Origin of the sequence: Azospirillum fermentarium, from assembly GCF_025961205.1 — a bacterium.
Lineage (GTDB): Bacteria > Pseudomonadota > Alphaproteobacteria > Azospirillales > Azospirillaceae > Azospirillum > Azospirillum fermentarium.
In genome coordinates this window covers 394,555-416,813 of the sequence record NZ_JAOQNH010000001.1, presented here as the reverse complement: position 1 = coordinate 416,813, position 22,259 = coordinate 394,555, and the positions used below count along the sequence as shown (strand labels likewise).

Below are 22,259 nucleotides of genomic sequence, written 5' to 3'. Positions count from 1 at the left end.
TTGAATGATTGGGCGTGGCGGCTGTAGGGCGATGGTGCGCATGCCCTCGGAACCACTCCCCACGCTGACCGGTTGACCCTTCTGTCCATGTTGCAAAGCACAACGAGGGATGCTCCGGGGGCTGCTCCCCGGTTCCGGCAGGAGGCTGACGTGAACGGAGTTCGGACATTTCCCCCCGGCATCGTTGCCGTATCGGAACGGCCCCCCACCCGGTCACGGACGGGGGCGGTCCTGGCCGCATCCGCCGCGGCCCTGGCGGCAGCGGCGGTCTACAACACCTACCGCGCGCATAAGGCCGAGCGGGAGCACCCGCCCGGCGGGCGGTTCATCGCCGTGGACGGCGTGCGCCTGCATTATTTCGAAAAGGGGGAGGGGCCGCCGGTCCTCCTCATCCACGGCAACGCGGTGGTGGCCGAGGATTTTCTCATCAGCGGCGTGTTCGACCGGCTTGCCGAACGGCACCGGGTCATCGCCATCGACCGGCCGGGGTACGGCTACAGCGAACGCCCCCACGGCACCGTGTGGACGGCGGCCCGGCAGGCCGGGCTTTTGTGGCGGGCGTGCCGGCGGCTGGGCGTCGGACGTCCGGTGATCGCCGGCCATTCGTGGGGCACGCTCGTTGCCCTTGAGATGGCGCTCAGCCGGCCCGGTGACGTGGCGGGGCTGGTGCTGCTGGCGGGCTATCATGCGGCGACCGTGCGCTACGACGTGCCGCTGGCGGCGGCACCGACGATTCCCATCATCGGCGGGGTGCTGCGCTACACGGTGTCGCCCCTGGCCGGGACGGCGCTGCTGCCGCTGGATTTCAAGGCGGTGTTCGCCCCGCGCCCGGTGCCGGAGCATTTCCGCCGCCGTTTCCCCGGCAACCTTCTGGTCCGTCCCTGGCAGATCCGTGCCGAGGCCCAGGACGCCGCCCTGATGATGCCGGCGGCACGGGCGCTGCGGGACCGGCTGGACGGGCTGGACCGGCCGGTGGCGATCATGGCCGGCACCGGGGACCGCATCGTCGATGCCGAAAGCCATTCGGTGTGGCTCCACCACCGGCTGCCCCGCAGCGACCTTCAACTGATCCCCGGCGCCGGGCACATGATCCATTACGCCGTGCCCGGACGGGTGGCCGAGACCATCGCCCGGCTTGCGGGGACACCGGAAGCGGTTCGCGCCCGTGGGGTGCCTGTGAGCAGCCTGTCTTGACGGTGCCGCGGGCGTTCAGGCGGCCTGGAGCGGGCGGACGCGCTGAGCGATGGCCTCCCCGGCTGCCGCCCGCGCAAGGCGCAGGTCGTAGTGGTTTTGCAGATTGAGCCAGAATTCCGGTTCGATTCCGAAATAGAGTCCTAGCCGCAAGGCCGTATCCGCAGTGATAGACCGCCGGCCAGCAATGATCTCACTGATCCGATTGGCTGGCACGTCTAGGTCGCGGGCCAGCTGGCTGGCGCTGATGCCGTTTGGCTCCATGAACTCCTCTTTCAGGATTTCGCCCGGTGTAATGGGGGAAAGCGTGTCGGACATGGATGCCTCCTAGGCGGCGCTTAATGATAATCGCAGATTTCAACGTCGTGGGCATGCCCGTCGATCCAGCGGAAACAGATGCGCCATTGGCTGTTGATGGGGATGCTGAACTGCCCGTTCCGGTCCCCGGATAAGGCTTCCAGCCGGTTCCCCGGTGGCACCCTCAAGGCGTTGAGGCTGGGGGCCGTTGCCAGAATGGTCAGTTTCCGTCGGCCATGACGTTCGCAGGCCTCGAATCGGGAAACGCGGACATCGTTGTACAGTGCCTCTGTATCCCGGCAGGCAAAGGATTTGATCATGCGGTGCCTCCGATCGGCTGTTCGATGGGGGAGAGCATCGCGGATACGAAGAGCCAAAACCACGCCGGACGGATAACTGATCCTACCATTAATTCGAATTTACGCAATACGTATCTCGTATCTCGTAAATTCGGCATGGTGAAAGCCGCAAATCTCCCCGGATGTGCTACCGTGCCCGACCGATCCCACCCCCGGCAGCGCACCCGATCATGACCGACGCCTCCTTCGCCGTTCCCGACGATTATGATCCCAACGTCAAGCAGCAGTTGGCGTCGAACCCGGTGGCATCGGTGTGGGTGGGGGCGTCGGCGGGATCGGGGAAGACCAAGGTGCTGACCGACCGCGTTCTGCGGCTGATGCTGACCGGCACCACGCCGGCCCGCATCCTCTGCCTGACCTTCACCAAGGCGGCCGCCGCGGAAATGTCCATCCGCATCAACCGCACGCTCGGGCGCTGGGCCACGCTGGACGAGGACACGCTGACCGATGAGCTGGCGGCGCTGGGCGGGCTGATGCCCGATGCCGACACCCGCACCACGGCGCGGCGGCTGTTCGCCCGCGTGGTGGATTGCCCCGGCGGCATGAAGATCCAGACCATCCACGCCTTCTGCCAGTCGCTGCTGCGCCGCTTCCCGCTGGAAGCGCGCCTTGCCCCCCATTTCGAGGTGATGGACGACCACACCGCCGAAGGGCTGCTGGGGGAGGCGCGCGACGCCGTGCTGGAGCAGGGCCGTTCCGCCCCCGAAACGGCCATCGGGCGGGCGCTGGCGCGGCTGACCACCGATCTCAACGCCGAGCAGTTCGCCGACCTGCTGGCCGAACTGACCAGCCAGCGCGGGCGGATCGAGGGGCTGCTGCGCGCCCACCGCGGGCTCGACCCGGTGGTGGAGGCGGTGCACCGTCTGCTCTCCGTCGCCCCCGGCACCGACGACGCCGACATCCTGCGCGCCGGCACCGAACCGGATGCCTTCGATGAAGCGGGGCTGCGGCTGGCCTGTCAGGCGCTGGCCGGCGGCAGCAAGACCGATCAGGAACGGGGGAGCGCCATTCAGGCATGGCTCGATTCCGGCGACCGGCTGGCCGGCTTCGACGTCTACGCCGCCCAGTTCCTCACCGCCGACGGCACGGTGCGCAAGACGCTGATGACGAGGAAGCCGGCCACCCAATTCCCCCTGGCGCTGGCGGCCATGGAGGACGAGGCCGAGCGGCTTGTTGCGCTGTCGGAACGGCGCCGGGCGGCGCGGGTCGCGGCCTCCACCACCGCGCTTCTGACGCTGGCCGACGCGCTGCTGGGATCGTACCGCGAGCGCAAGGCCGCCCGTGCGCTGCTGGATTACGACGACCTGATCCTGAAGGCCAAGGAACTCCTGGGCGGGGTGCCGGGGCGTCCGGTGGTGCCGTGGGTGCTGTACAAGCTCGACGGCGGCCTGGACCACATCCTGATCGACGAGGCGCAGGACACCAACCCCGACCAATGGGCGGTGGTGGCCGCCATCGCCGAGGAGTTCTTCGCCGATACCGGCGCCGGATCGGGGGCCGGGGCGGGCACGGTGCGCACGGTGTTCGCCGTGGGCGACGAGAAACAGTCGATCTTCAGCTTCCAGGGCGCCGATCCCGCCGAGTTCAACCGGATGCGGCGGCGGTTCGAGGCGCTGGCGGCGGAATCGGCGCGCACCTGGGCCGATGTGTCGCTCAACATCTCGTTCCGCTCCACCGCCGCCGTGCTGGGGGCGGTGGACGCGGTGTTCGCCCAGCCCGCCGCCCGCGACGGGGTGGTGCTGTCGGGCACCATCACCCACCGCGCCTTCCGCCGCGGGCAGGCCGGGGTGGTGGAGGTGTGGCCGACAATCAAGCCGGAACCCCCGCCCGAACGCGCGCCCTGGGAACCGCCCGTGGCCCGCGAAACCGTCGATTCCCCGGCCAACCGGCTGGCGGCGGTGATCGCCGACACCATCGCCGGCTGGCTGCGGTCGGGGGAGATGCTGGAATCCCGCGGGCGCCCGGTCCAGGCCGGCGACGTGATGGTGCTGGTCCGCCGCCGCACCGGCTTCGTCACCGAACTGGTGCGTGCGCTGAAGGAACGGGCGGTGCCGGTGTCGGGCGTTGACCGCATGGTGCTGACCCGGCAGCTGGCGGTGATGGACCTGATGGCCCTGGCCGGGTTCCTGCTGCTGCCCGAAGACGATCTGGCGCTGGCCACCGTGCTCAAGGGGCCGTTGATCGGGCTGGGCGAGGACGAGCTGTTCACCCTGGCGTACGAGCGCAAGGGCAGCCTGTGGCAGGCGATGGTGCGGCGGGCGGAAAGCGACCCGGTGTTCCGGCCCGCCCGCGTCTGGCTGGGCGATCTGATGGGCCGCACCGATTTCCGCCGCCCGTACGAGCTGTTCGCCGGGCTGCTGGCGGCACCCTGCCCGGCGGACGATGTGTCGGGGCGGCGGGCCATGCTGCGGCGGCTGGGGCCGGACGCGCTGGACCCGCTGGACGAGTTCCTGGCCATCGCGCTGGCCTTCGAGAAGACCGAGCCGCCCTCGCTCCAGCTTTTCCTGGCATGGCTGGAAGCCAGCGAGGCGGAGATCAAGCGCGAGCAGGACGCCGGCGGCGGGCGCGTGCGCATCATGACCGTGCACGGGTCCAAGGGGCTGCAGGCCCCCATCGTCTTCCTGCCCGACACCTGCGGCGCGCCGGTTCAGGGGCCGGGGGTGCTGTGGCCGGACGAGGAACTGCCGGTCCCCCTTTACGCCCCGCGTGTGGCGCAGATGGAGGGGATCGCCACCGCCGCCCGCGCCCGCGCCAACCACCGCCGTGACCAGGAATACCGCCGGTTGCTGTACGTGGCCCTGACGCGGGCCGAGGACCGCATGATCGTCTGCGGCTGGGAAACCACCCGCGAACCGTCGGGGGACTGCTGGTACAAGCTGGTGGATCAGGCGTTCGAGGCCGCCGGGGAACCGGGCGGCGCCGTGCGCTGGGATTTCGACTTCACCGGCTTCGGCGCCCACGGGTGGAGCGGCGGCGGCTGGCGGTGGAAGGATCCGCAGACCGCCCCGGCCCGCAGCGACCAGCCGGCGGAAGCGGTGGCGGTGGAACATCCGCCGCTGCCGGGCTGGTGGCGTGACCGGGCGCCGCCGGAGCCCACGCCGTCGCGCCCCCTCACCCCGTCCCGCCCCGAGACGGAGGAGCCGGCGGTCCGCTCCCCCCTGGAAGAGGACGACGGCAACCGCTTCCAGCGCGGCATCCTGGTTCACCGCCTGCTCCAGACCCTGCCCGATCTGGAACCGGACCTGCGGGAAGCGGCGGCCCGCCGCTTCCTCGCCCGCCCGGCCCACGGCCTGACGGCGGCGCAGCAGGACCGGCTGGCGCGGGAAACCCTGGCGGTGCTGGAAGACCCGGCCTTCGCCCATCTGTTCGGGCCGCAGTCGCGGGCCGAGGTGCCGGTGGTCGGGCTGGTGGGCGACCGCGCCCTGTCGGGCCAGATCGACCGGCTGGCCGTGACCGGGGACGCGGTGTGGATCGCCGATTACAAGACCAACCGCCCGCCGCCCCGCGCCGTCGAGTCGGTGCCGGAGGTCTATCTGGCGCAGATGGCGGCGTACCGGGACGCGGTGGCGGCGATCTATCCGGGGCGGATCATCCGCTGCGCGCTGGTGTGGACCGACGGGCCGTTCCTGATGGAGCTGCCGCCTACGCTTTTGGATAGGGTCTCACCAATAAAGACATGAGACGGCGGCTCTGTCTTCCGGGCTAGACCATAGACGGGTTGGCAACCGCCGCCCCGCACGGTAGCTTTTGCTGCCTTGATGCGCCGCAACAGCCGTTTTGGATTGTGATGCCTGTTTCGTTCGTGCCGCGGATGACCGGCCCTGCCGGCCGTCTGGTCTTTCTCCTGTGCGTGCTGGCGGCGGTGATCTTTGCCGCACTGCCTGTTCACGCCAACGAAGACACCGGGTCGCCCATCTCGCCCGCGGAAGCGGCACAGGCCGCCCCCGCCCCCGCCCCCGCCCCCGCCCCCGCCCTCGCACCCGCATCGCCGCCCAAGGCCGCCCCGCCGGCCAAGACGCAGGCCCAGCCGGCGGTCCAGCACGCCCACCCCCCGGCGCGGCTGACCCATGTGGCCGCCGTGGCGCCCGGCACGCCGGGGGTGCCCATGGCCCCCGCCGCCCCGGCCGCTCCCGCCCCGGCGGCCAAGGAGGACGGCCCCGCCGCCCAGCTTGAGGACATGGTCGCCACCCTGGAAGACGCGGAGGCGCGCGCCAAGCTGGTGGAACAGCTCAAGATCCTCATCGCCGCGCAAAAGGGCCAGGCGCCCGGTGCTGCGGAGGAGGAAAAGGACGACGACAAGCCCGACACCCTGGGCGCCATGGGCGTGGCCCTGATCGCCGAACAGGTGGACGGGCTGACCGGCCAGCTTGTGCGCATCGGCGAGGCGTTTTCCGACGTGCCGCAGGTTTCCGCCTGGATCCAGCGGCAGGTGGACGATCCCTCCACCCACGAGCGCTGGTTCAATCTGGCGGTGATGGTGCCGCCGCTGCTGCTGACCGCCTTCCTGATCCGGCGGCTGGGGGACAAGGCGTTGTCGCGCCCGCTGGGGGCGCTGGCCAACCGCCGGCCCCAGCGCATCCTGGGCCGGGTGCCGTACCTGTTCGCCCGCATGCTGCTGCGGGTTCTGCCCATCCTGGTGTTCGTGGTGGTGGTTTATGGTGCCCTGACCGTCATCATGCCGGGACCGCGGGTGCGCAGCGTGCTCTATGCCATCACCAGCGCCAGCGTCATCGTGCAGGCGGTGCTGCTGGTGGCCGATTTCCTGCTGGCCCCCGCGGCACCGGGGTTGCGGCTGCTGCGCGCCCGCGACGAAACCGCGGTGCGGGCGTACGTGTGGGTGCGCCGGCTGGTGGTGGCCGGGGTGTACGGCTATTTCCTGATCCAGTCGGCGTTCGTGCTGGGGCTGCCGCTGGCCGCCTATGGCGCGCTGCTGAAGCTCTTGGGGCTGCTGATCGCCGTCATGCTGGTGGCGCTGATCCTGCAGAACCGCGCCGACGTGGCCGAATGGCTGCGCGGCCATCCCTTGAGCGGCAACGGCAACGCCCGGGACGCGGAGGAGCGGGAACGCGACGGGCAGGGGGCGGTCATGCGTTCCGCCCGCCGGCGGTTCGCCGACGTGTGGCACCTGTTCGCCATCGCTTATGTGCTGGTGGCCTTCGGGGCGTGGGTGCTGAACGTTTATGGCGGGTTCGAGTATCTGGCGCGGGCCACCGGCATCACCATCGCGGTGTTCGTGGGCGCCCGGTTCCTGGTCAACGGGCTGGGCCGGCTGTTGCTGCGCGGCGTGCGCCTGCCCGCCGAAACGCGGGAGGCGTATCCGCATCTGGAAGCCCGCATCAACCTCTACCTGCCGCTGCTGCACCGGCTGGTGAAGCTGGTGATCTGGATCACCGCCCTGCTGGCCGCCCTGGCCGGCTGGGGCATCGACACCGGCGGCTGGGTGGAAAGCAGCGTCGGCCGCCGGCTGATCGAGGGCGGGACCACCATCCTCATCACCCTGGTCTTCGCCGTGCTGGTGTGGGAGGTGGTGAGCGCCTTCATCGAACGCTTCCTGTCGGGCACCGGGGCGGACGGCACCCATGTGGAACGCTCCGCCCGCGTGCGCACGCTGCTGCCGCTGCTGCGCAACGCGGTGATGATCCTGCTGATCGTCATGGTGGCCCTGATCACGCTGTCGGAGCTGGGCGTCAACATAGCACCGCTGCTGGCCGGTGCCGGCGTGGTCGGCCTTGCCATCGGCTTCGGGTCGCAGACGCTGGTCAAGGACGTCATCACCGGCCTGTTCATCCTGTTCGAGGACACCATTGCGGTCGGCGACGTGGTGGACGTGGGCGGCAACCACTCGGGCGTGGTGGAGGCCATCTCCATCCGCACCATCCGCCTGCGCGACACGGCGGGGGCGGTGCATTCGGTGCCGTTCAGCGCCGTCACCACGGTGAAGAACATGACGAAGGATTTCTCCTTCGCCGTCTTCAACGTGCTGGTCAGCTACAACGAGGATTGCGACCGGGTGATCGACGTGCTGAAGCGGCTGGGGGCGGAGATGCAGGCCGACCCGCAGTTCAGCTTCGACATCCTGGCGCCGCTGGAGGTGATGGGGTTGGACAAGCTGGCCGATTCCGGCATCGTCATCGTCGCCCGCTTCAAGACCCGCCCGATCAAGCAGTGGGGCATCGGGCGCGAGTTCAACAAGCGCATGAAGAAGCGCTTCGACGAGCTGGGCATCAGCATCCCGTACCCCCAGATGCAGCTCGTCATGCAGGGGAAGGATCCGAAGAACGTGAACCTGGAAGAAGCCCTGAGCCAGGGATCGTAAGGGGACGGCGGGGGGCGGCGCTCAGACGGGCGCCGCCCCTTCCCGTTCCAGCACGGCGAAGAAGGCGTCCACCACCCGCCCGTCGAAATGGGTGCCCGTTTCCCGCCGCAGCAGGTCCAGCACCTCGTGCTGTTCCCACGCTTTCTTGTAGGGGCGGGTGTGGATCAGGGCGTCGTAGACGTCGGCCACGGCGACGATGCGCCCGGCCAGCGGGATGGCATCGCCGCTCAAGCCGCGGGGATAGCCCGATCCGTCCCATTTTTCGTGATGGGACTCGGCGATGTCGGCGCCGAGCTGCAGATAGGTGTGGCCGTCCACCATCCGCGTCGCTTCCCGCAGCACGGTGCCGCCGATGGCGGCGTGTTCCCGCATGATGGTCATCTCGTCGGGGTCCAGCCGGCCGGGCTTGCGCAGGATGTGGTCGGGGATGCCCACCTTGCCCACGTCGTGCAGGATGCTGGCCAGCCCGATGTGGTCGCAGAAATGATCGTCCACGATGTCGGGAAAGGTGCCGCGGGCCTGGAGTTCGCGGGCGATCAGCGTGGTCCAGCGCTCGATGCGCTTCACGTGCTCCCCCGTCACCTCGTCCTTGAACTCGGCCAGCTTGCCCAGCACCTGCACGGTGGCGGTCTGGGTGCGGCGGAGCTGTTCCAGCAGATAAACGTTGTCCAGGCCGGCGGCCACCTTGGAGCAGAAGATCTCCACCAGTTGCCGGTCGATGGGGGTCAGGGTGCCGGCCACATGGACCACGCAGGCGGTGTGCCGGCGGGTGCGGAACACCGCCGAATAAGAGCCGTCGCGGGATACGGCGTGGCCCGAGGCCTGTGCTGCGGCGATGTCGGCGCGCGTGCCCTCGTCCAGCGCGTCGGCCAGGCGCCGCCCGGCGGTGCCGTCGAACAGGCCGCTGCCGGCCAGAATCTCCGCCGTGCCGGGCTCGTCGTTCGGCACGCACAGGAGCGCGCCGCGGGCATGGCCCAGCAGGGAGGAGATCTGCTGCACCACCCCTTCCACGAAGCGCTGGAGCGAGCGTTCCTCCTGCAGCGCGGCGGCGGCGTCGATGATCTTTTCCAGCCCGCGCCGGCTCTGCTCCAGCGCCACGATGTGCTGGTACGACCGCAGGGCCGAGACGGTGGCGGTGAACAGCTTCTGCGCCGTCAGCTCGCTCTTGGCCTTGTAGTCGTTGATGTCGCAGGACACGATGACCTGCCGTTCCGGTGCCTGTCCCGGCTGGCCGGTGCGCAGGATGATGCGCACCTGGCTGTTGCCCAATTCCTCGCGGATGAAATGGACCAGCTTCAGCCCGGCGTCGTCGGTTTCCATCACCACATCCAGAAAGATGGTGGCGATGTCCTCGTGGCTGCGCAGGATGGCCTTGGCCTCCGCCGCCGTGTGGGCGGACAGGAAGGTGACGCCGCGGCGTTCATAGATCATCTCCCCCAGCACCACGCGGGTGATCGCGTGCACCTCGGGATCGTCATCGACGATCAGGATGACCCAGGGCGGCAGGGTGGGGTCGATGGCGGGCCCGCCATCCGGGACGGAATCCTCGTCGGCGAACAGAAGTTCGTCATCATTGTCGGTCGCGGTCATGAGTCGCTGGATCCCTGGCAACCATACCAGACCTGTTTTCCGGCGAGTTGAGGGTTTTGTCAACTTAAACTCAAAAGTGTGTGATGTGGGCGGCCATACTCTTTTCCCGTCCGGTCATCCGGCTGCACCGTTGCTTTTGCAACCCTTTCCCCGTCTCCCTGGTTGGTGGTGGCACAAGGGCCCCGCACCGGGGCCGTCCATCAGGGGAGGATGTCAGGATGATTCCGCAATCATGGGATATGGAAACGCATGAACGGGCCCTGGTGCTGGCCCGCGACCTTCTGGAAACCGGGGCGGTGCGGTTCGACGCCGAACACCCGTTCCGCCATACCTCGGGCCTTGTCAGCCCGGTGTGGTTCGACGGGCGCCGGCTGCTCTCATATCCCGCCGCCCGCCGCCGCACCATCGACTATGCCGAGCGCATGATCCGCATGGAGATCGACGCCGGCAACGGCTCGCCCCTGGACGCCATCGCCGCGGGGGAGGGCGGGGGCGTGCCCTTCGCCACCCTGATCGCCGAGCGGCTGGGCCTGCCCCTGGTGTTCGTGCGCAAGGAGGAGCCGGACGCCGGCAGCCTGAAAAGCCGGGTGGAAGGCAACCTGTCCGCCGGCTGCCGCGTGCTGCTGGTGGAGCAGATCGCCACCGACGGCCACCGCAAGGCCCGCTTCGCCGAACCGCTGCGGGCCATGGGCTGCCACCTCAGCGACGTGTTCGTGCTGTTCCAGTACGGGATTTTCGATGTGATCCAGCAGAATTTGGGCCGGCTGGGCATCACCATGCACGCCCTGTCCACATGGTGGGATCTGCTGGAGGTGGCCAACGAGGGCCGCTATCTGCCCGAACCGGTGCTGGGTGAGATCCAGGCGTACCTGCACGACCCCACCCGCTGGACCGAGGCTCACGCCGGTACGGCCCGGTCCGTGGCGGTTTAGCGTTCGCCGCGGGGTGGATCCCCCCATTTCCCCCTCTCCCCGGTGGGGTGAGGGGGAGGCGCGGGCCGCCTTAGCGGCGGCCCGTCACCTTTGCCAGATCCCGCACCAGCCGGGCCGAGGCCAGGAAGGGCACCGCCAGCAGAAGCTGGAGCAGCGCCCAGCGCAGCGCCTCGCAGTTCGGGTGCGTCCATTCGATGGCCGACAGCGGGGCGGCACTGGTGCCGCGGATCCACCCGCGCAGGGGGGCATCCACCGGCAGCACGCCCTCGGCCACCACGGTCAGCACGGCGCCGGCGACCAGCAGGCGCCCGATCCAGCGTTCGGCGGTCAGCCGGCCCTCGGCCCCCGTGGGCACCGGGATGGCCGGGCCGAACAGATTGCCCACCGCGAACGCCGCCCCGCGGCTCATGCCCGCCGGGCGGCGGATCATGCGCAGCCAGCCCAGCGCCAGCAGCCCCAGGGCGGGGATATACATGTAGATGCCGGGGAAATTGCGGTAGCGCCCGTCGAACACGATCAGGACGCTCCACACCACCGCCACCACGCCCAGGATCAGCGTGGCCGCGGTGCCCACCCGCTCCAGAGCGTCCATGGGGCCGGGCTTCAGCAGGCCGTTGAGCGCCCCCGGCGCCAGCACCCGCGCGGTGACGGTGCGGGCCACGGCGGCGCGCACGAACCCGGCGGTCAGGGCCAGCGTCAGCACCGCCAGCACCGCCAGCAGCACCCATTGCAGCGCCACGTCCTGCGGGTAGTAGTTCCATTCCTGCGCCACGACGGCCGCATGGACCAGCGCGCTGCCCGCCCCTTGGGTCAGGAAGGCCAGGGCCGCCCCGCTGCCCGCCGGCACGGCGGCGGGGGCGAAGGCCAGGGCGCCGGCGAACAGCAGCAGCCCGGCCCCGGCGGCAATGGCCCAGCGGTCGCGCCAGTGGGGCAGCTCCACCACCGGCCCGGCCAGCAGGAACTTCGGCTTGCGCTCGGCGGTGTAGAGGCCCCAGTGGCCGCCCACCGTGCCCTCCAGCTTCTGCTTCCAGCTCTGGTCGAAGGCTTCGATCAGGTTGTAGTCGAAGCCCTTTTCCTCGGCCAGACGGACGAAGGCCCCGGCGAACTGCGCCATTTCCACCCGGCCCGGCACCGCGGCCCCGCGGGTGCGGCCCGAGGTCGGCCACCCGGCCTCGCCCACCAGGATCGGCTTGCCGGGGAAGCGTTCGGTGATGATCTTGTGGGTCCAGGCGATGTGATCGGCGGACGCCTTGATGCTGGCCGGGATGTCCTCCCAATAGGGCAGCAGGTGGATGGTCAGGTAATCCACCTCGTCGGCGATCTCGGGGAACTTCAGCCACCATTCCCACACGTCGGCATAGGACACCGGCTGTTTCACCGCCGCCTTGACCTTGCGGATGTAGGCGATGAGCTGGTCGGGCTTCAGGTCGCCGCGCAGCAGCACCTCGTTGCCGACGATCACGCGGGTGATGGTGTCGGGGTAGCGGTTGGCGAGATCGATCAGCGACTCGATCTCCGCGTCGTTGATGACGGTCTTGGGCGACAGCCACCCGCCCATGGTGACGGTCAGCCCGTGCTTCTTCGCCAGTTCCGGCACCGTCTCCATCCCTTCCAGGGAGGTGTAGGTGCGCACGCCGGCCACCTGGGGTGCGATCACCGCCAGATCGGCGTCGATCTGTTCGGGCGTGGGATAGACGCGGGTCAGCGGGCTTTGCCCGTCGCGGAAGGGCGCGAACGAGATGCTGCGCAGCTTTCCGCCCGGCGGCGGTTCCAGCGGAACCGGGCGGTTGGGCGCGCACCAGAGGGCGTAATTGGCGAGGATGGCCACGGCCAGCGCGGCAAGGATCGTCAGGTATCGCATGGACCTTCTCTACACCAGGGGCGGGCGGGGTTCCGATAAAGAAATTGAACTCCCCCTTTGCGCGCCGCATCATCGCGGCACAAACCCGGGGCTGGCAAGAGACAGGGGAAAAATCATGGGGGGAATGGGCAAGGCCATGGTGGCCGCGGCGGCGCTGATGCTGGCGGCACTGCCGGGAGCCGGCTGGGCGGCCGAGGCGCGCACCGGCCTCGTGGTGGGGATGCAGCTTGAACCGCCGCATCTGGACCCCACTGCCGGCGCCGCCGGCGCCATCGACGAGGTGACCTACGCCAACCTGTTCGAGCCGCTGACCCGCATCGACGCCGCCGGGGCGGTGGTGCCGGGGCTGGCGGAGCGCTGGAGCGTGTCGGACGACGGCCTGACCTACACCTTCACCCTGCGGCCCGGTGCCCGGTTCCACGATGGCAGCGTCTGCGATTCGGCGGATGTGAAGTTCACGCTCGACCGCGCCCGCGGCCCCAATTCGGTCAACGCGCAAAAGGCGTACTTCGCCGCCATCGACCGGGTGGAGACGCCCGACCCGCGCACGGTGGTGGTCACGCTGTCGCGGCCCGACGGGCTGTTCCTCTTCCACATGGGCCAGGGCGACGCCGTCATCGTGGCGCCCGAAACCGCCGACACCAACAAGCAGAAGCCCGTCGGCACCGGCCCGTTCAAGCTGGAGCGCTGGGCGGCCGGTGACCGGGTGGAACTGGTGCGCAACCCCGATTACGACGGGCCGAAGCCGGCGCTGGAGCGGGTGACCTTCCGCTTCATCAGCGACCCGGCGGCGCAGGTGGCCTCGCTTCTGTCGGGCGACGTGGACACCTTCCCCCAGTTCGGCACCTACGAGGCGCTGGACCAGTTCCGCAAGGACAGCCGTTTCGCCGTGCTGGACGGGTCCAGCGAGGGCGAAACGCTGCTGGTCATCAACAACGCCCGCAAGCCGTTCGACGACGTGCGGGTGCGCCGGGCCATCGGCCACGCCATCGACCGCGCCACGCTGATCGACGGCGCCATGTTCGGCACCGCCAAGCCCATCGGCAGCCATTTCCCGCCGCACCGCCCGGAATACGTGGACCTGACCGGCCTGTCCGCCTACGACCCCGCCAAGGCCCGCGCCTTGCTGGCCGAGGCCGGCTACAAGGATGGGTTCGAGGCGGTGCTGCGCCTGCCTCCCCCCATCTACGCCCGCCGCTCGGGCGAACTGATCGCCGCCATGCTGGCCGAGGTGGGCATCCGCCTGCGCATCGAGAACGTGGAATGGGCGGCGTGGCTGGAGCGCACCTTCAAGGGCCGCGACTTCGACCTGACGCTGGTGGCGCACACCGAGCCGCTGGACATCGGCATCTACGCCCGTCCCGACTATTACTTCAACTACCGCTCCGACCGTTTCAACGCGGCGGAGGACGAACTGAGCCGCACCCTGGACCCCGCCCGCCGGGTGGCGTTGCTGCAGCAGGAACAGCGCATCGTGGCCGAGGATGCGGTGAACGGCTTCCTGTTCCAGTTGCCGGTGGTGACGGTGCAGAAGGCCGGCGTGACCGGCATGTGGCCGAACCGTCCGTTGCAGGCCAACGACGTGACCGGCGTGTCGTGGAAGTAACCCCCCTTTTCCCTCATCGCCGGGATGCAAGGGCCCCCCGGCCCTTGCTGGGGGTGCCGGGGGCAAGGCCCCTGGCATGATCCCCTACCTGACCCGCCGCCTGCTGGGCTTCGCGCTGTCGGCGTGGGTGGCGGCGCTGGCGGTGTTCGTGGTGCTGGATGTGGTGCCGGGCGACCCGGCGCTGCTGATCCTGGGCACCGAGGCACAGCCCGACACCCTGGCAGCACTCCGCACCCAGATGGGGCTGGAGCGCCCGGCGGCGGAACGCTTCGTCCGCTGGAGCGGCGGCCTGCTGCGCGGGGATTTCGGCGTCAGCCATACCTACAACCGCCCGGTGGCCGATCTGGTGGCGGAGCGGCTGGCGGTCACGCTGCCGCTGGCGCTGCTGGCGCTGGCGCTGGCGGTGGCTGCGGGCGTGCCGCTGGGGGTGTGGGCGGCGGCGCGGCGCGGCGGCTTCGCCGACGGGGCCGTGCGCGGGTTCGGGCGGCTGGGGGTGGCGGTGCCCAATTTCTGGATCGCCATGCTGCTGGTCTGGGTGTTTTCCGTGTCGCTGGGCTGGCTGCCCGCCGGGGGCTTTCCCGGATGGGCGGCGGGGGTGGGGCCGGCGCTGGCGGCGCTGATCCTGCCGGCGGTGGCGCTGGCGCTGCCGGAAGCGGCCATCCTGGTGCGGCTGACCCGCGCCGCCGTGCTCGACACCCTGCGTGAAGACTATGTGCGCACCGCCACCGCCAAGGGCGTGCGGCGCGGGGCGGTGCTGCGGCGCCACGTGCTGCCCAACGCGCTGATCCCCATCACCACGCTGGTGGGGCTGCAGTTCGGCTTCCTCGTCGCCGGGGTGGTGGTGGTGGAGAATGTCTGCACCCTGCCGGGGCTGGGGCGGTTGCTGACCCAGGCCATCGGCCAGCGCGACGTGACGGTGGTGCAGGGGGTGGTTCTGCTGCTGGCAGTGCTGGTGATGGGGGTAAGCGCGCTGGTGGACGCGCTCCACGCCGTGATCGACCCCCGCCCGCGGAGGCCGGCGTGAGGCGGCGGCGGCGCTCCTCCGTTCCCCTGGTGGCCGGGGCGATGCTGACCGCGGTCCTGGTGCTGGTGGCGCTGGTGTCGCTGGCCTGGACCCCCTATGCGCCCGACGCGGTGCGGGTGGTGGCGCGGCTGCGCCCGCCGGGGCCGGATCACTGGCTGGGCACCGACCATTTCGGGCGCGACGTGCTGTCGATGCTGATGGTGGGGGCGCGGCTGTCGCTGGGCATCGCGGCGGCGTCGGTGGGGCTGGGGCTGCTGGGCGGGGTGCCGCTGGGCCTGCTGGGGGCGGCGCGTCCGGGGTGGTGGGACGAGGTGGCGGGGCGGGCCGCCGACCTGCTGTTCGCCTTTCCCGCCGTGCTGGTGGCGATTTTGCTGACGGCGCTGAACGGGCCGGGGGCCGGCAACGCGGTGGCGGCCATCGCGCTGTTCAACGTGGCGGTGCTGGCGCGGGTGACGCAAGGGGCGGCGCGCGGCGTGATGCGGCGGGATTTCGTCCGCGCCTCGGTGGCGCTGGGCCGCGGGCCGTGGGGGGTGGCGTTCGTCCATGTGCTGCCGTCCATCGCCGGGGTGCTGGCGGTGCAGGCCACGGTGCTGTTCGCCGCCGCCATCCTGAGCGAGGCGGGCCTGAGCTACCTGGGTCTGGGCGTGCAGCCGCCGACACCGAGCTGGGGGCGCATGCTGGGGGATGCCCAGACCTTTCTGACCCGCGCGCCGCGGCTGGCGGTGTTTCCGGGGGCGGCCATCGCGTGGTCGGTGCTGGGCCTGAGCCTGCTGGGCGACGGGCTGCGCGACCGCTTCGACCCGCGGCACGAGAGCGAGCCGATCCTGTAGCCCCGCGGGCCTGGAGCCCTTACCGTGCCCGCAAGGACGGGGCCGTCAGCCGCCCCAGCGTGTCCAGCAGCTCGGCCATATGGGCGGCCAGGGTGTCGAGATAGGGGCGCCGCTCCAGCGTGGTTTCGTCCATGTAGAGCGTGCGGTTGATCTCGATCTGCAGCGCGTGGACGCCGAAGCGCGGGCGCCCGTAATGGCGGGTGGTGTAGCCGCCGGCATAGGGGCTGTTGCGCTTGACCGCATAGCCCTTGGCGCGCAGGAATGCGTCGGCGGTTTCCATCACCGGGGCGGCGCAGGCGTTGCCGTAGCAATCGCCCAGCACGATGTCCACCCGCCGGCTGCGGTCCTTCTCCCCCGTGCCGGCGGACGGCATGGAATGGGCGTCCACCAGGATGCAGTGGCCGAAGCGCGCGCAGGTGCGCTGGATCAGCCCGTTCAGCGCGTTGTGATAGGGGTGGTAATAGCGGTTCACCCGCTCCACCGCCTGGGGGAAGGTCAGCTTGTGGCGGTAGATGTCCTCGCCGTTGGCCACCACCCGCGCGATGGTGCCCAGCCCGGCGGCCACCCGCGGCGAGCGGGTGTTGACGTAACTGGGCAGGGGATCGCTGAACATTTCCGGGTCCAGCTCGTACGGCTCGCGGTTGACGTCGAGGAAGGCGCGCGGGAACAGCGCCCGGATCAGCGGCGCCCCCAGCCGCGGGGCCGCCCCATAGATCTCGTCCACGAAGGCGTCTTCGGATTTGCGGAGCGCCGCGCCGTTCAGCCGGGTCAGCGGCAGGAAATCGTCGGGATAGTCGCTGCCGCTGTGCGGCGACGCCACCACCAGCGGCAGAGCCTGGTCGGCGGGGGACAGGATGTCCAGCACCCGGTCATGGGCGGTGGTGGGATCGAAGTGCGCGTCCATGGTTCCTTGATGTAGTCGAGGCAGGCCACCGTGTCACGCCGTCATGGTGACAATCCGCCTGGGAAAGGGGGATTCGTTTTTTTCTGAGGAAAATGCACGAAGGGGGTTGCGTGCCCCCCGGTATGGTGATACACCCCCGCTCCACCGACGGACGGCGCCGAACGGCACGGTTCGAAGGGAAAAAGGATGGGCGCGTAGCTCAGCGGGAGAGCACCACGTTGACATCGTGGGGGTCACAGGTTCAATCCCTGTCGCGCCCACCATCCTCTGAAGGCCGGCAACCGAACAGGTTGCCGGCCTTCGCCATTTCTGGCCTTATTGCCGCCCGCTCTCCGCCGGAAGGCCCCCGCCATGATCCTGCCGCCCATCGACAGCCAGCTTGCCCGCGAAGCGCTGGAGGCACCGGAAGCCGCCCGGCGGCAGACCGCGGCCAACGCCGGCCTGCTGGCCGATCTGGGGGCGCGGCTGCGGCGGTCGCCGCCGTCCTTTGTCGTGACGGGCGCGCGGGGAAGCTCCGATCACGCGGCGTCCTATGGTGCCTTCGTGCTGGAATCGCGGCTGGGGCGGGCGGTCGCCTCGGTGGCGCCGGGGGTGGCGTCGGTCTATGGCCGCGATCTGGCGGTGAAGGACGCCCTGTTCCTCGCCGTGTCCCAGTCGGGGCAGAGCACCGACCTGCTGCGGCTGGCCGAAACGATGAGGCGCGGCGGCGCTCTGACCGTGGCGCTGGTCAACGACACGCAATCGCCGCTGGCCCGTCTGTGCGACGTGACCGTCCCGCTGTGGGCGGGGGAAGAGCGGGCGGTGGCCGCTACCAAATCCTTTCTGCTGTCGGCCCTGGCCTTCCTCGATCTTGCCGCCCATTGGGGGCGGGACGCGGACGCGGCGGCGGCGGTGACGGCGGCCCCCGACGCCCTGGCCGCGGCGCTGGAACGGGATTGGGGCGCACCGCTGGCGCCGCTGGCCGGTGCGCGCGGCCTCTACGTGCTGGGGCGCGGCGCCGGGCTGGGGCCGGCGGGGGAGGCGGCGCTGAAGTTCAAGGAAACCTGCGGCCTGCACGCCGAAGCCTTCAGCGCGGCGGAGGTGATCCACGGTCCCCTGGCGCTGGCCGGGCCGGACCTGCCGGTGCTGGCGCTGGGCCAGAACGACGCCGCCGCCCCCGGCATGGTGGAGGCGGCGGCGCGCATGGCGTCCTATGGCTCGCCGGTGTGGAGCACGCTGCCGGTGCCGGGGGCGGAGCGCTTGCCGGTGGTGGAGGGGGTGCATCCCCTGTTGGAGCCGCTGGCGGCGGTGGCGAGTCTTTACCGTGCGCTGCCGGGGGTGGCGCGGGCGCGGGGGTGCGATCCCGACGCGCCGGCTCATCTGCGGAAAGTCACCAAGACGGTGTAGAACGGGGCGGCATCCCCAGCCCCATCAGACGTATAAAAGACTGGGGGCATGGGGGTTGTGCCCCCATGCGGGTGCGGGCGGCAGCCCGCTTTTCTCACTCGGCGGGCACGGCCTGCGGCGCCACCTCGTCAGGCCGGTGGGGAAAGGCGAAAGCCGCCATCGCCACCGCGGCCCCCAGCACGGCCAGCACCTGATACACCACGGTGAAGCCGGCTCCCCCGTCGTGCAGCGCCCCCACCATGGGCACGGCGGCCGCACTGGCGGCGAACGACACCAGATAACGGATGGCATAGGCCCGTGCCCGCCACGCCTCGTCGGTGTATTTCGCGACCATGGTGTCGTTGATGGTCACCTGCCCGAACACGGCGAACATCATCACCGCCGCCACCGCCACCAGCGTCCATCCGCCGGCCAGGGACGCGGCGAAGAAGGCCGGGGCCTGGAGCAGGGCCAGCGGGATGAACACCCGCCGCAGCGTGTGGCGGTCCAGCAGACGTCCCACCAGCCACTGCGACGTGGCGCCCAGCACATAGACCAGCGAGGCGATGGCGCCGACCCCCATGGGCGTTCCCGCCACCATGGCCAGCCGCTCGTCGAACAGCTTGGGCAGCGAGATCACCGTGGCGTTGAACCCCAGGCTGCCGGCCACCGTGGTCACCGCCAGCACGGCGAACGCCTGAACCACCACCCGGCGGGGCAGGGCCGACACCGGCCGCGCCGTGGACCGCTTGGGTGACGGCACGTCGGGCACCATCAGCCAATAGGCGACACCGCACAGGGTGGTCACCGCGCCGGGCACGATGAACGCCATCTGCCACCCGAACGCCTGGGTCAGCGCCCCCGTCAGCAGGGCGGCAAACGCGATGCCCAGATTGCCCCACACGCCGTTGACGCCGATGGCCTGCCCCAGCTTGTCGGCGTGCGCGGTCAGCAGCGCCGTTCCCACCGGGTGATAGATGGACCCGAACACCCCCATGGCGGTGATGCCGGCGGCCAACTGCCACGGCGTGGAGGCGAAGCCGGTGAGCATGGTGGCCGATCCCATGCCGATGAAGAACAGGATCATCATGCGGTGGCGGCTCCAATGGTCGCCCAGCCACCCGGACGGCAGCGACCCGGCGCCGAACGCGATGAACCCGCCCAGCGACAGCGCCAGAAGCTCGCCGTAGCTGAGGCCGAAACTGTCCCCCATGCCCAGGACGGCGGTGGGATAGACCAGCATGAGGAGGTGGTCGGCCACATGCCCGATGTTGACGAAGGCGATGACCCGGCGCGCGGCGGCGGTCATGGAAACGCTCCCTTGATGGATCGGTGGAATGTCGGCCCGGCTCTGCCGGTTCAGACAGGCGCCGGTTCAAACAGACTAGGCGTGTCTGCTATGCTGTGTCCTGACAATGATCGTCGCAAAACGGACAATAGGCGGCGGGGGCCGGGGCGGCCCCATCGGAAACTCCGCCGCTCCCTTTGGTTTTGCGCAGAGGGGCCGACAGCATGCGTATCGAGGATGCCGACGATGATTCCCGCCTGCCGGTGGTGGCGCTGGCCAAGGAATATGGGCACGGAACCCGCGTGCCGCCCCACGCCCACCGGCGGGCGCAACTGCTCTACGCCGTCACCGGCACCTTGCGGGTGACGACGGACGCGGGTGCCTGGATCGTGCCGTCGCTGCGCGCGGTGTGGATTCCCCCCGGTGTGGAGCACGGGTTCCTGATCGCCGGGGATGTCTCCATGCGCACGCTCTACGTGGACGCGGCCACGGCGGTGTTTCCCGACGGCGGGCGCTGCCGGGTGGTGGCGGTGTCGGATCTGCTGCGCGCCCTGATCCTGGCGGCGTGCCATGAGCGGGCGGGGGAGGACCGGGCGCGGGCGGCGCTGATGTCGGGCCTGATCCTGTCGGAACTGGCCCGCGCGCCCGAGGTTCCGCTGAACCTGCCCATGCCGCGGGACAGGCGGCTGGCCGCCCTGTGCCGCGCGTTGCTGGACGACCCGGCACGGGACGACACGCTGGAGGGATGGGCGGATTCCTGTGGGGCCTGTGCCCGCACCCTGGCGCGGCTGTTCCGGCGGGACACGGGGCTGAGCTTCGGCGTGTGGCGGCAACAGGCGCGGCTGGCCGAGGCGCTGGCACGGCTGGCGCAGGGGGACAGTGTGGCGGCGGCGGCGCGGGCCGCCGGCTACGGCAGCCCCAGCGCCTTCACCGCCATGTTCCGCCGCGCCCTCGGCGAGACGCCGCAACGCTACGCCGAGGGGGTGGCGGGGGGGAGGACCGTTACAGCCCGGCCTTTTCCACCAGCGGGGGCAGGGTCTTCCCCTCCTCCTCCAGATGGGCGGACAGACGCCCGGTGACGCTGCGGGCGTCGGCGGCGAAGGTGGGGAAACGCACGGTCATCAGCGGCACGCTGGCCCATGCCGCCACGAAGCGGTCGAAGTCCTTCCGCACCGCGCCCATCTCGCGGCACATGTGCCGGGCGGTGTCGCGCACCTGGGTGTCGTCGTGATAGAGCAGGCGGGGGTACAGCCCTTCGTCCTGCTGGTTCAGATGGGCGTTCAGCTTGCGGGCCAGCGCCTCCACATCCGCGCGCACGCGGGCGGCGGCGGTGCGGGCCTCGGGTGCAGCCAGCAGGGTGTCGATGTGCTGGATGATGGCGGACAGTTCGGCGTGCTGCTGTCGGTAATGGGCGGCAAGACGGCTGGTCATGAACGATCATCCTCCGTATCGGGCGCCGGCATTGAGAGAGCCGGTGCGTCGTTGTTACGCAGGGCACGTCAGAGTCGTCTGGTTTGTCTTTTGCAATATTCCTGTCGCCGGAGTGTCAAAAAAGGCTGACAGCCATAAACAGGATCGGCAAACCCTTGTGACGGTATCCTGCTTTTTTGTTTTCAATGATATCAGACGGGGCAACGCCGTCAACGCATATGGCTGAGGAGGGGGTATGTTTGAACCGTCTCTTTGGTCTTATACTGTTGGATGCAAGAAAAAGGGGAGGCGCCCGGCCTCCCCTTTTTTCCACGGCGCGGACGGCTTATTTGTCGCCGCGCAGAACCTCCTTCACGTGGCCGGCGGCCTTGTCGATCTTGCCCTCGGTCTTGCGGGCCTCGCCGCGGGCTTGCATCTCGCGGTCACCGGTCAGCTTGCCGGTTTCCTTCTGCACCTGCCCGGCGACTTCCTTGGCGGCGCCCTTGATGCGGTCCTTGTCGATCATGGTCCTTGTCCTTTCTGACGGGCCGTTGATGTCTGATACCGCTATCAACACGCAGCCGGGCTGGGGCGTTGCGGTTCCAGGCGGGGTACTACAGCCTTGCCGTCACCGCCGCGATGAGGGCCTGTGCCTGATCCCCGTCATAAGGCTCGGCCCGGCCCGATCCCCACACCGGGCCGGGCCACGCCGGGTCGCCGGCATGGCGGGCGATGACGTGGATGTGAAGCTGGGGCACCATGTTGCCCAGCATGCCCACGTTGATCTTGTCGGCCTTGGCGACGGCGGCCAGCACGGCGGAAAGGGCGGAGATCTCCTCCATCAGGACACCGCGGTCGCCGAAGGTCAGGTCGTGGAATTCCCGCGCGCCGCTGCGCTGCGGCACCAGGATCAGCCACGGCCACACCCGGTTGTTCATCAGCAGCAGGCGGCTCAGCCCCAGGTCGGCCACGAACAGCGTGTCGGCGGCCAGCCGCTCGTGCAGGTGGAACGGGGCGGGGGCGGATTCGGGTGCCGGGTCCGTATGCGCTGGGGACATGGGTGCTTCCCTTCTGGAGTGGTGTGGAATAATCCCCGCAAGGCCCTGTTCGTTCAGGCAGCGACGGTTGCGGTGCGGGTGAATCTGTATAGAATATGCCGGACGATCTAGGGTGACCGTTCGGGTATGGCGGCCCGGTGTCGGGCGGCGGACCATCCCTTCAAGAGACTCGTTTCCAGTCAAGAGACGCATTTCCAGGGGTTGTTCGTACCAAAAGGCCGCGGGCAG

18 protein-coding genes and 1 tRNA gene are annotated in these 22,259 nt (G+C 69.9%); 10 read left to right on the top strand and 9 right to left on the bottom strand.

Features of this window, described 5'->3' with window-relative positions:
• Positions 1–150: 150 nt before the first annotated feature.
• Positions 151–1,194, top strand: coding sequence for an alpha/beta fold hydrolase (locus tag M2352_RS02045; protein ID WP_264662850.1), 1,044 nt, complete (start codon positions 151–153; stop codon positions 1,192–1,194).
• Positions 1,195–1,209: 15 nt separating this feature from the next.
• Here the strand turns inward: M2352_RS02045 and M2352_RS02040 are convergent, their stop codons facing one another.
• Positions 1,210–1,509 (bottom strand): HigA family addiction module antitoxin, encoded by a 300-nt coding sequence (locus M2352_RS02040; RefSeq protein WP_264662849.1) that lies wholly within the window; start codon positions 1,507–1,509, stop codon positions 1,210–1,212.
• A gap of 20 nt (positions 1,510–1,529) precedes the next feature.
• Entirely contained in the window at positions 1,530–1,808 is a 279-nt protein-coding gene (locus tag M2352_RS02035) for a type II toxin-antitoxin system RelE/ParE family toxin (RefSeq protein WP_264662848.1), read from the bottom strand.
• Between the two features lie 209 nt (positions 1,809–2,017).
• Between M2352_RS02035 and addA the strand changes: the two genes are divergently transcribed.
• Both addA and M2352_RS02025 read left to right on the top strand, forming a co-directional pair.
• A complete protein-coding gene (addA, locus tag M2352_RS02030) occupies positions 2,018–5,527 on the top strand; it encodes a double-strand break repair helicase AddA (RefSeq protein WP_264662847.1) in 3,510 nt (1,169 codons plus the stop codon).
• A gap of 107 nt (positions 5,528–5,634) precedes the next feature.
• Positions 5,635–8,163, top strand: a complete 2,529-nt coding sequence (locus M2352_RS02025; protein WP_264662846.1) for a mechanosensitive ion channel domain-containing protein — start codon at positions 5,635–5,637, stop codon at positions 8,161–8,163.
• Positions 8,164–8,184: 21 nt separating this feature from the next.
• On the opposite strand, the gene M2352_RS02020 is transcribed toward M2352_RS02025, so the two are convergent.
• Positions 8,185–9,753, bottom strand: coding sequence for a response regulator (locus M2352_RS02020; RefSeq protein ID WP_264662845.1), 1,569 nt, complete (start codon positions 9,751–9,753; stop codon positions 8,185–8,187).
• Positions 9,754–9,971: 218 nt separating this feature from the next.
• Here M2352_RS02020 and M2352_RS02015 point away from each other — a divergent pair, with 218 nt between their 5' ends.
• Positions 9,972–10,685 carry an orotate phosphoribosyltransferase gene (locus M2352_RS02015; RefSeq protein ID WP_264662844.1) on the top strand — a complete coding sequence of 238 codons (714 nt, stop codon included), beginning with the start codon at positions 9,972–9,974 and terminating at the stop codon, positions 10,683–10,685.
• A gap of 70 nt (positions 10,686–10,755) precedes the next feature.
• On the opposite strand, the gene M2352_RS02010 is transcribed toward M2352_RS02015, so the two are convergent.
• Positions 10,756–12,546, bottom strand: a complete 1,791-nt coding sequence (locus M2352_RS02010; protein WP_264662843.1) for a glycoside hydrolase family 17 protein — start codon at positions 12,544–12,546, stop codon at positions 10,756–10,758.
• A 115-nt stretch (positions 12,547–12,661) separates the two neighbouring features.
• Between M2352_RS02010 and M2352_RS02005 the strand changes: the two genes are divergently transcribed.
• From M2352_RS02005 to M2352_RS01995, 3 genes are all read left to right on the top strand, one after another.
• Complete coding sequence (locus tag M2352_RS02005) at positions 12,662–14,152, top strand: ABC transporter substrate-binding protein (protein WP_264662842.1); 1,491 nt, start codon at positions 12,662–12,664, stop codon at positions 14,150–14,152.
• A gap of 76 nt (positions 14,153–14,228) precedes the next feature.
• Positions 14,229–15,176 carry an ABC transporter permease gene (locus M2352_RS02000; RefSeq protein ID WP_264662841.1) on the top strand — a complete coding sequence of 316 codons (948 nt, stop codon included), beginning with the start codon at positions 14,229–14,231 and terminating at the stop codon, positions 15,174–15,176.
• The gene (locus tag M2352_RS01995) at positions 15,173–16,006 is read left to right on the top strand and encodes an ABC transporter permease (protein WP_264662840.1); all 834 of its coding nucleotides are present in this window, start codon (positions 15,173–15,175) and stop codon (positions 16,004–16,006) included. Before M2352_RS02000 ends, M2352_RS01995 begins: the two co-directional genes overlap by 4 nt.
• A gap of 19 nt (positions 16,007–16,025) precedes the next feature.
• On the opposite strand, the gene M2352_RS01990 is transcribed toward M2352_RS01995, so the two are convergent.
• Positions 16,026–16,910 carry an N-formylglutamate amidohydrolase gene (locus M2352_RS01990; protein ID WP_264662839.1) on the bottom strand — a complete coding sequence of 295 codons (885 nt, stop codon included), beginning with the start codon at positions 16,908–16,910 and terminating at the stop codon, positions 16,026–16,028.
• Between the two features lie 188 nt (positions 16,911–17,098).
• Between M2352_RS01990 and M2352_RS01985 the strand changes: the two genes are divergently transcribed.
• Positions 17,099–17,173: transfer RNA gene (locus tag M2352_RS01985), tRNA-Val, on the top strand.
• Positions 17,174–17,261: 88 nt separating this feature from the next.
• Positions 17,262–18,296 carry an SIS domain-containing protein gene (locus M2352_RS01980; protein ID WP_264662838.1) on the top strand — a complete coding sequence of 345 codons (1,035 nt, stop codon included), beginning with the start codon at positions 17,262–17,264 and terminating at the stop codon, positions 18,294–18,296.
• A gap of 94 nt (positions 18,297–18,390) precedes the next feature.
• Here M2352_RS01980 and M2352_RS01975 read toward each other — a convergent pair whose 3' ends face one another.
• Positions 18,391–19,584: an MFS transporter gene (locus M2352_RS01975; RefSeq protein WP_264662837.1), complete on the bottom strand. Its 1,194-nt coding sequence runs from the start codon at positions 19,582–19,584 to the stop codon at positions 18,391–18,393.
• A 203-nt stretch (positions 19,585–19,787) separates the two neighbouring features.
• On the opposite strand from M2352_RS01975, the gene M2352_RS01970 reads away from it, so the two are divergent.
• Positions 19,788–20,642 carry an AraC family transcriptional regulator gene (locus tag M2352_RS01970; RefSeq protein WP_264662836.1) on the top strand — a complete coding sequence of 285 codons (855 nt, stop codon included), beginning with the start codon at positions 19,788–19,790 and terminating at the stop codon, positions 20,640–20,642.
• Here M2352_RS01970 and M2352_RS01965 read toward each other — a convergent pair.
• From M2352_RS01965 to M2352_RS01955, 3 genes are all read right to left on the bottom strand, one after another.
• Positions 20,566–20,994 (bottom strand): hemerythrin domain-containing protein, encoded by a 429-nt coding sequence (locus M2352_RS01965; protein WP_264662835.1) that lies wholly within the window; start codon positions 20,992–20,994, stop codon positions 20,566–20,568. The two genes, M2352_RS01970 and M2352_RS01965, sit on opposite strands and share 77 nt — an antisense overlap.
• A gap of 325 nt (positions 20,995–21,319) precedes the next feature.
• Positions 21,320–21,499 (bottom strand): CsbD family protein, encoded by a 180-nt coding sequence (locus M2352_RS01960; protein ID WP_264662834.1) that lies wholly within the window; start codon positions 21,497–21,499, stop codon positions 21,320–21,322.
• Positions 21,500–21,587: 88 nt separating this feature from the next.
• Positions 21,588–22,031: an HIT domain-containing protein gene (locus M2352_RS01955; protein WP_264662833.1), complete on the bottom strand. Its 444-nt coding sequence runs from the start codon at positions 22,029–22,031 to the stop codon at positions 21,588–21,590.
• Positions 22,032–22,259: the final 228 nt, after the last annotated feature.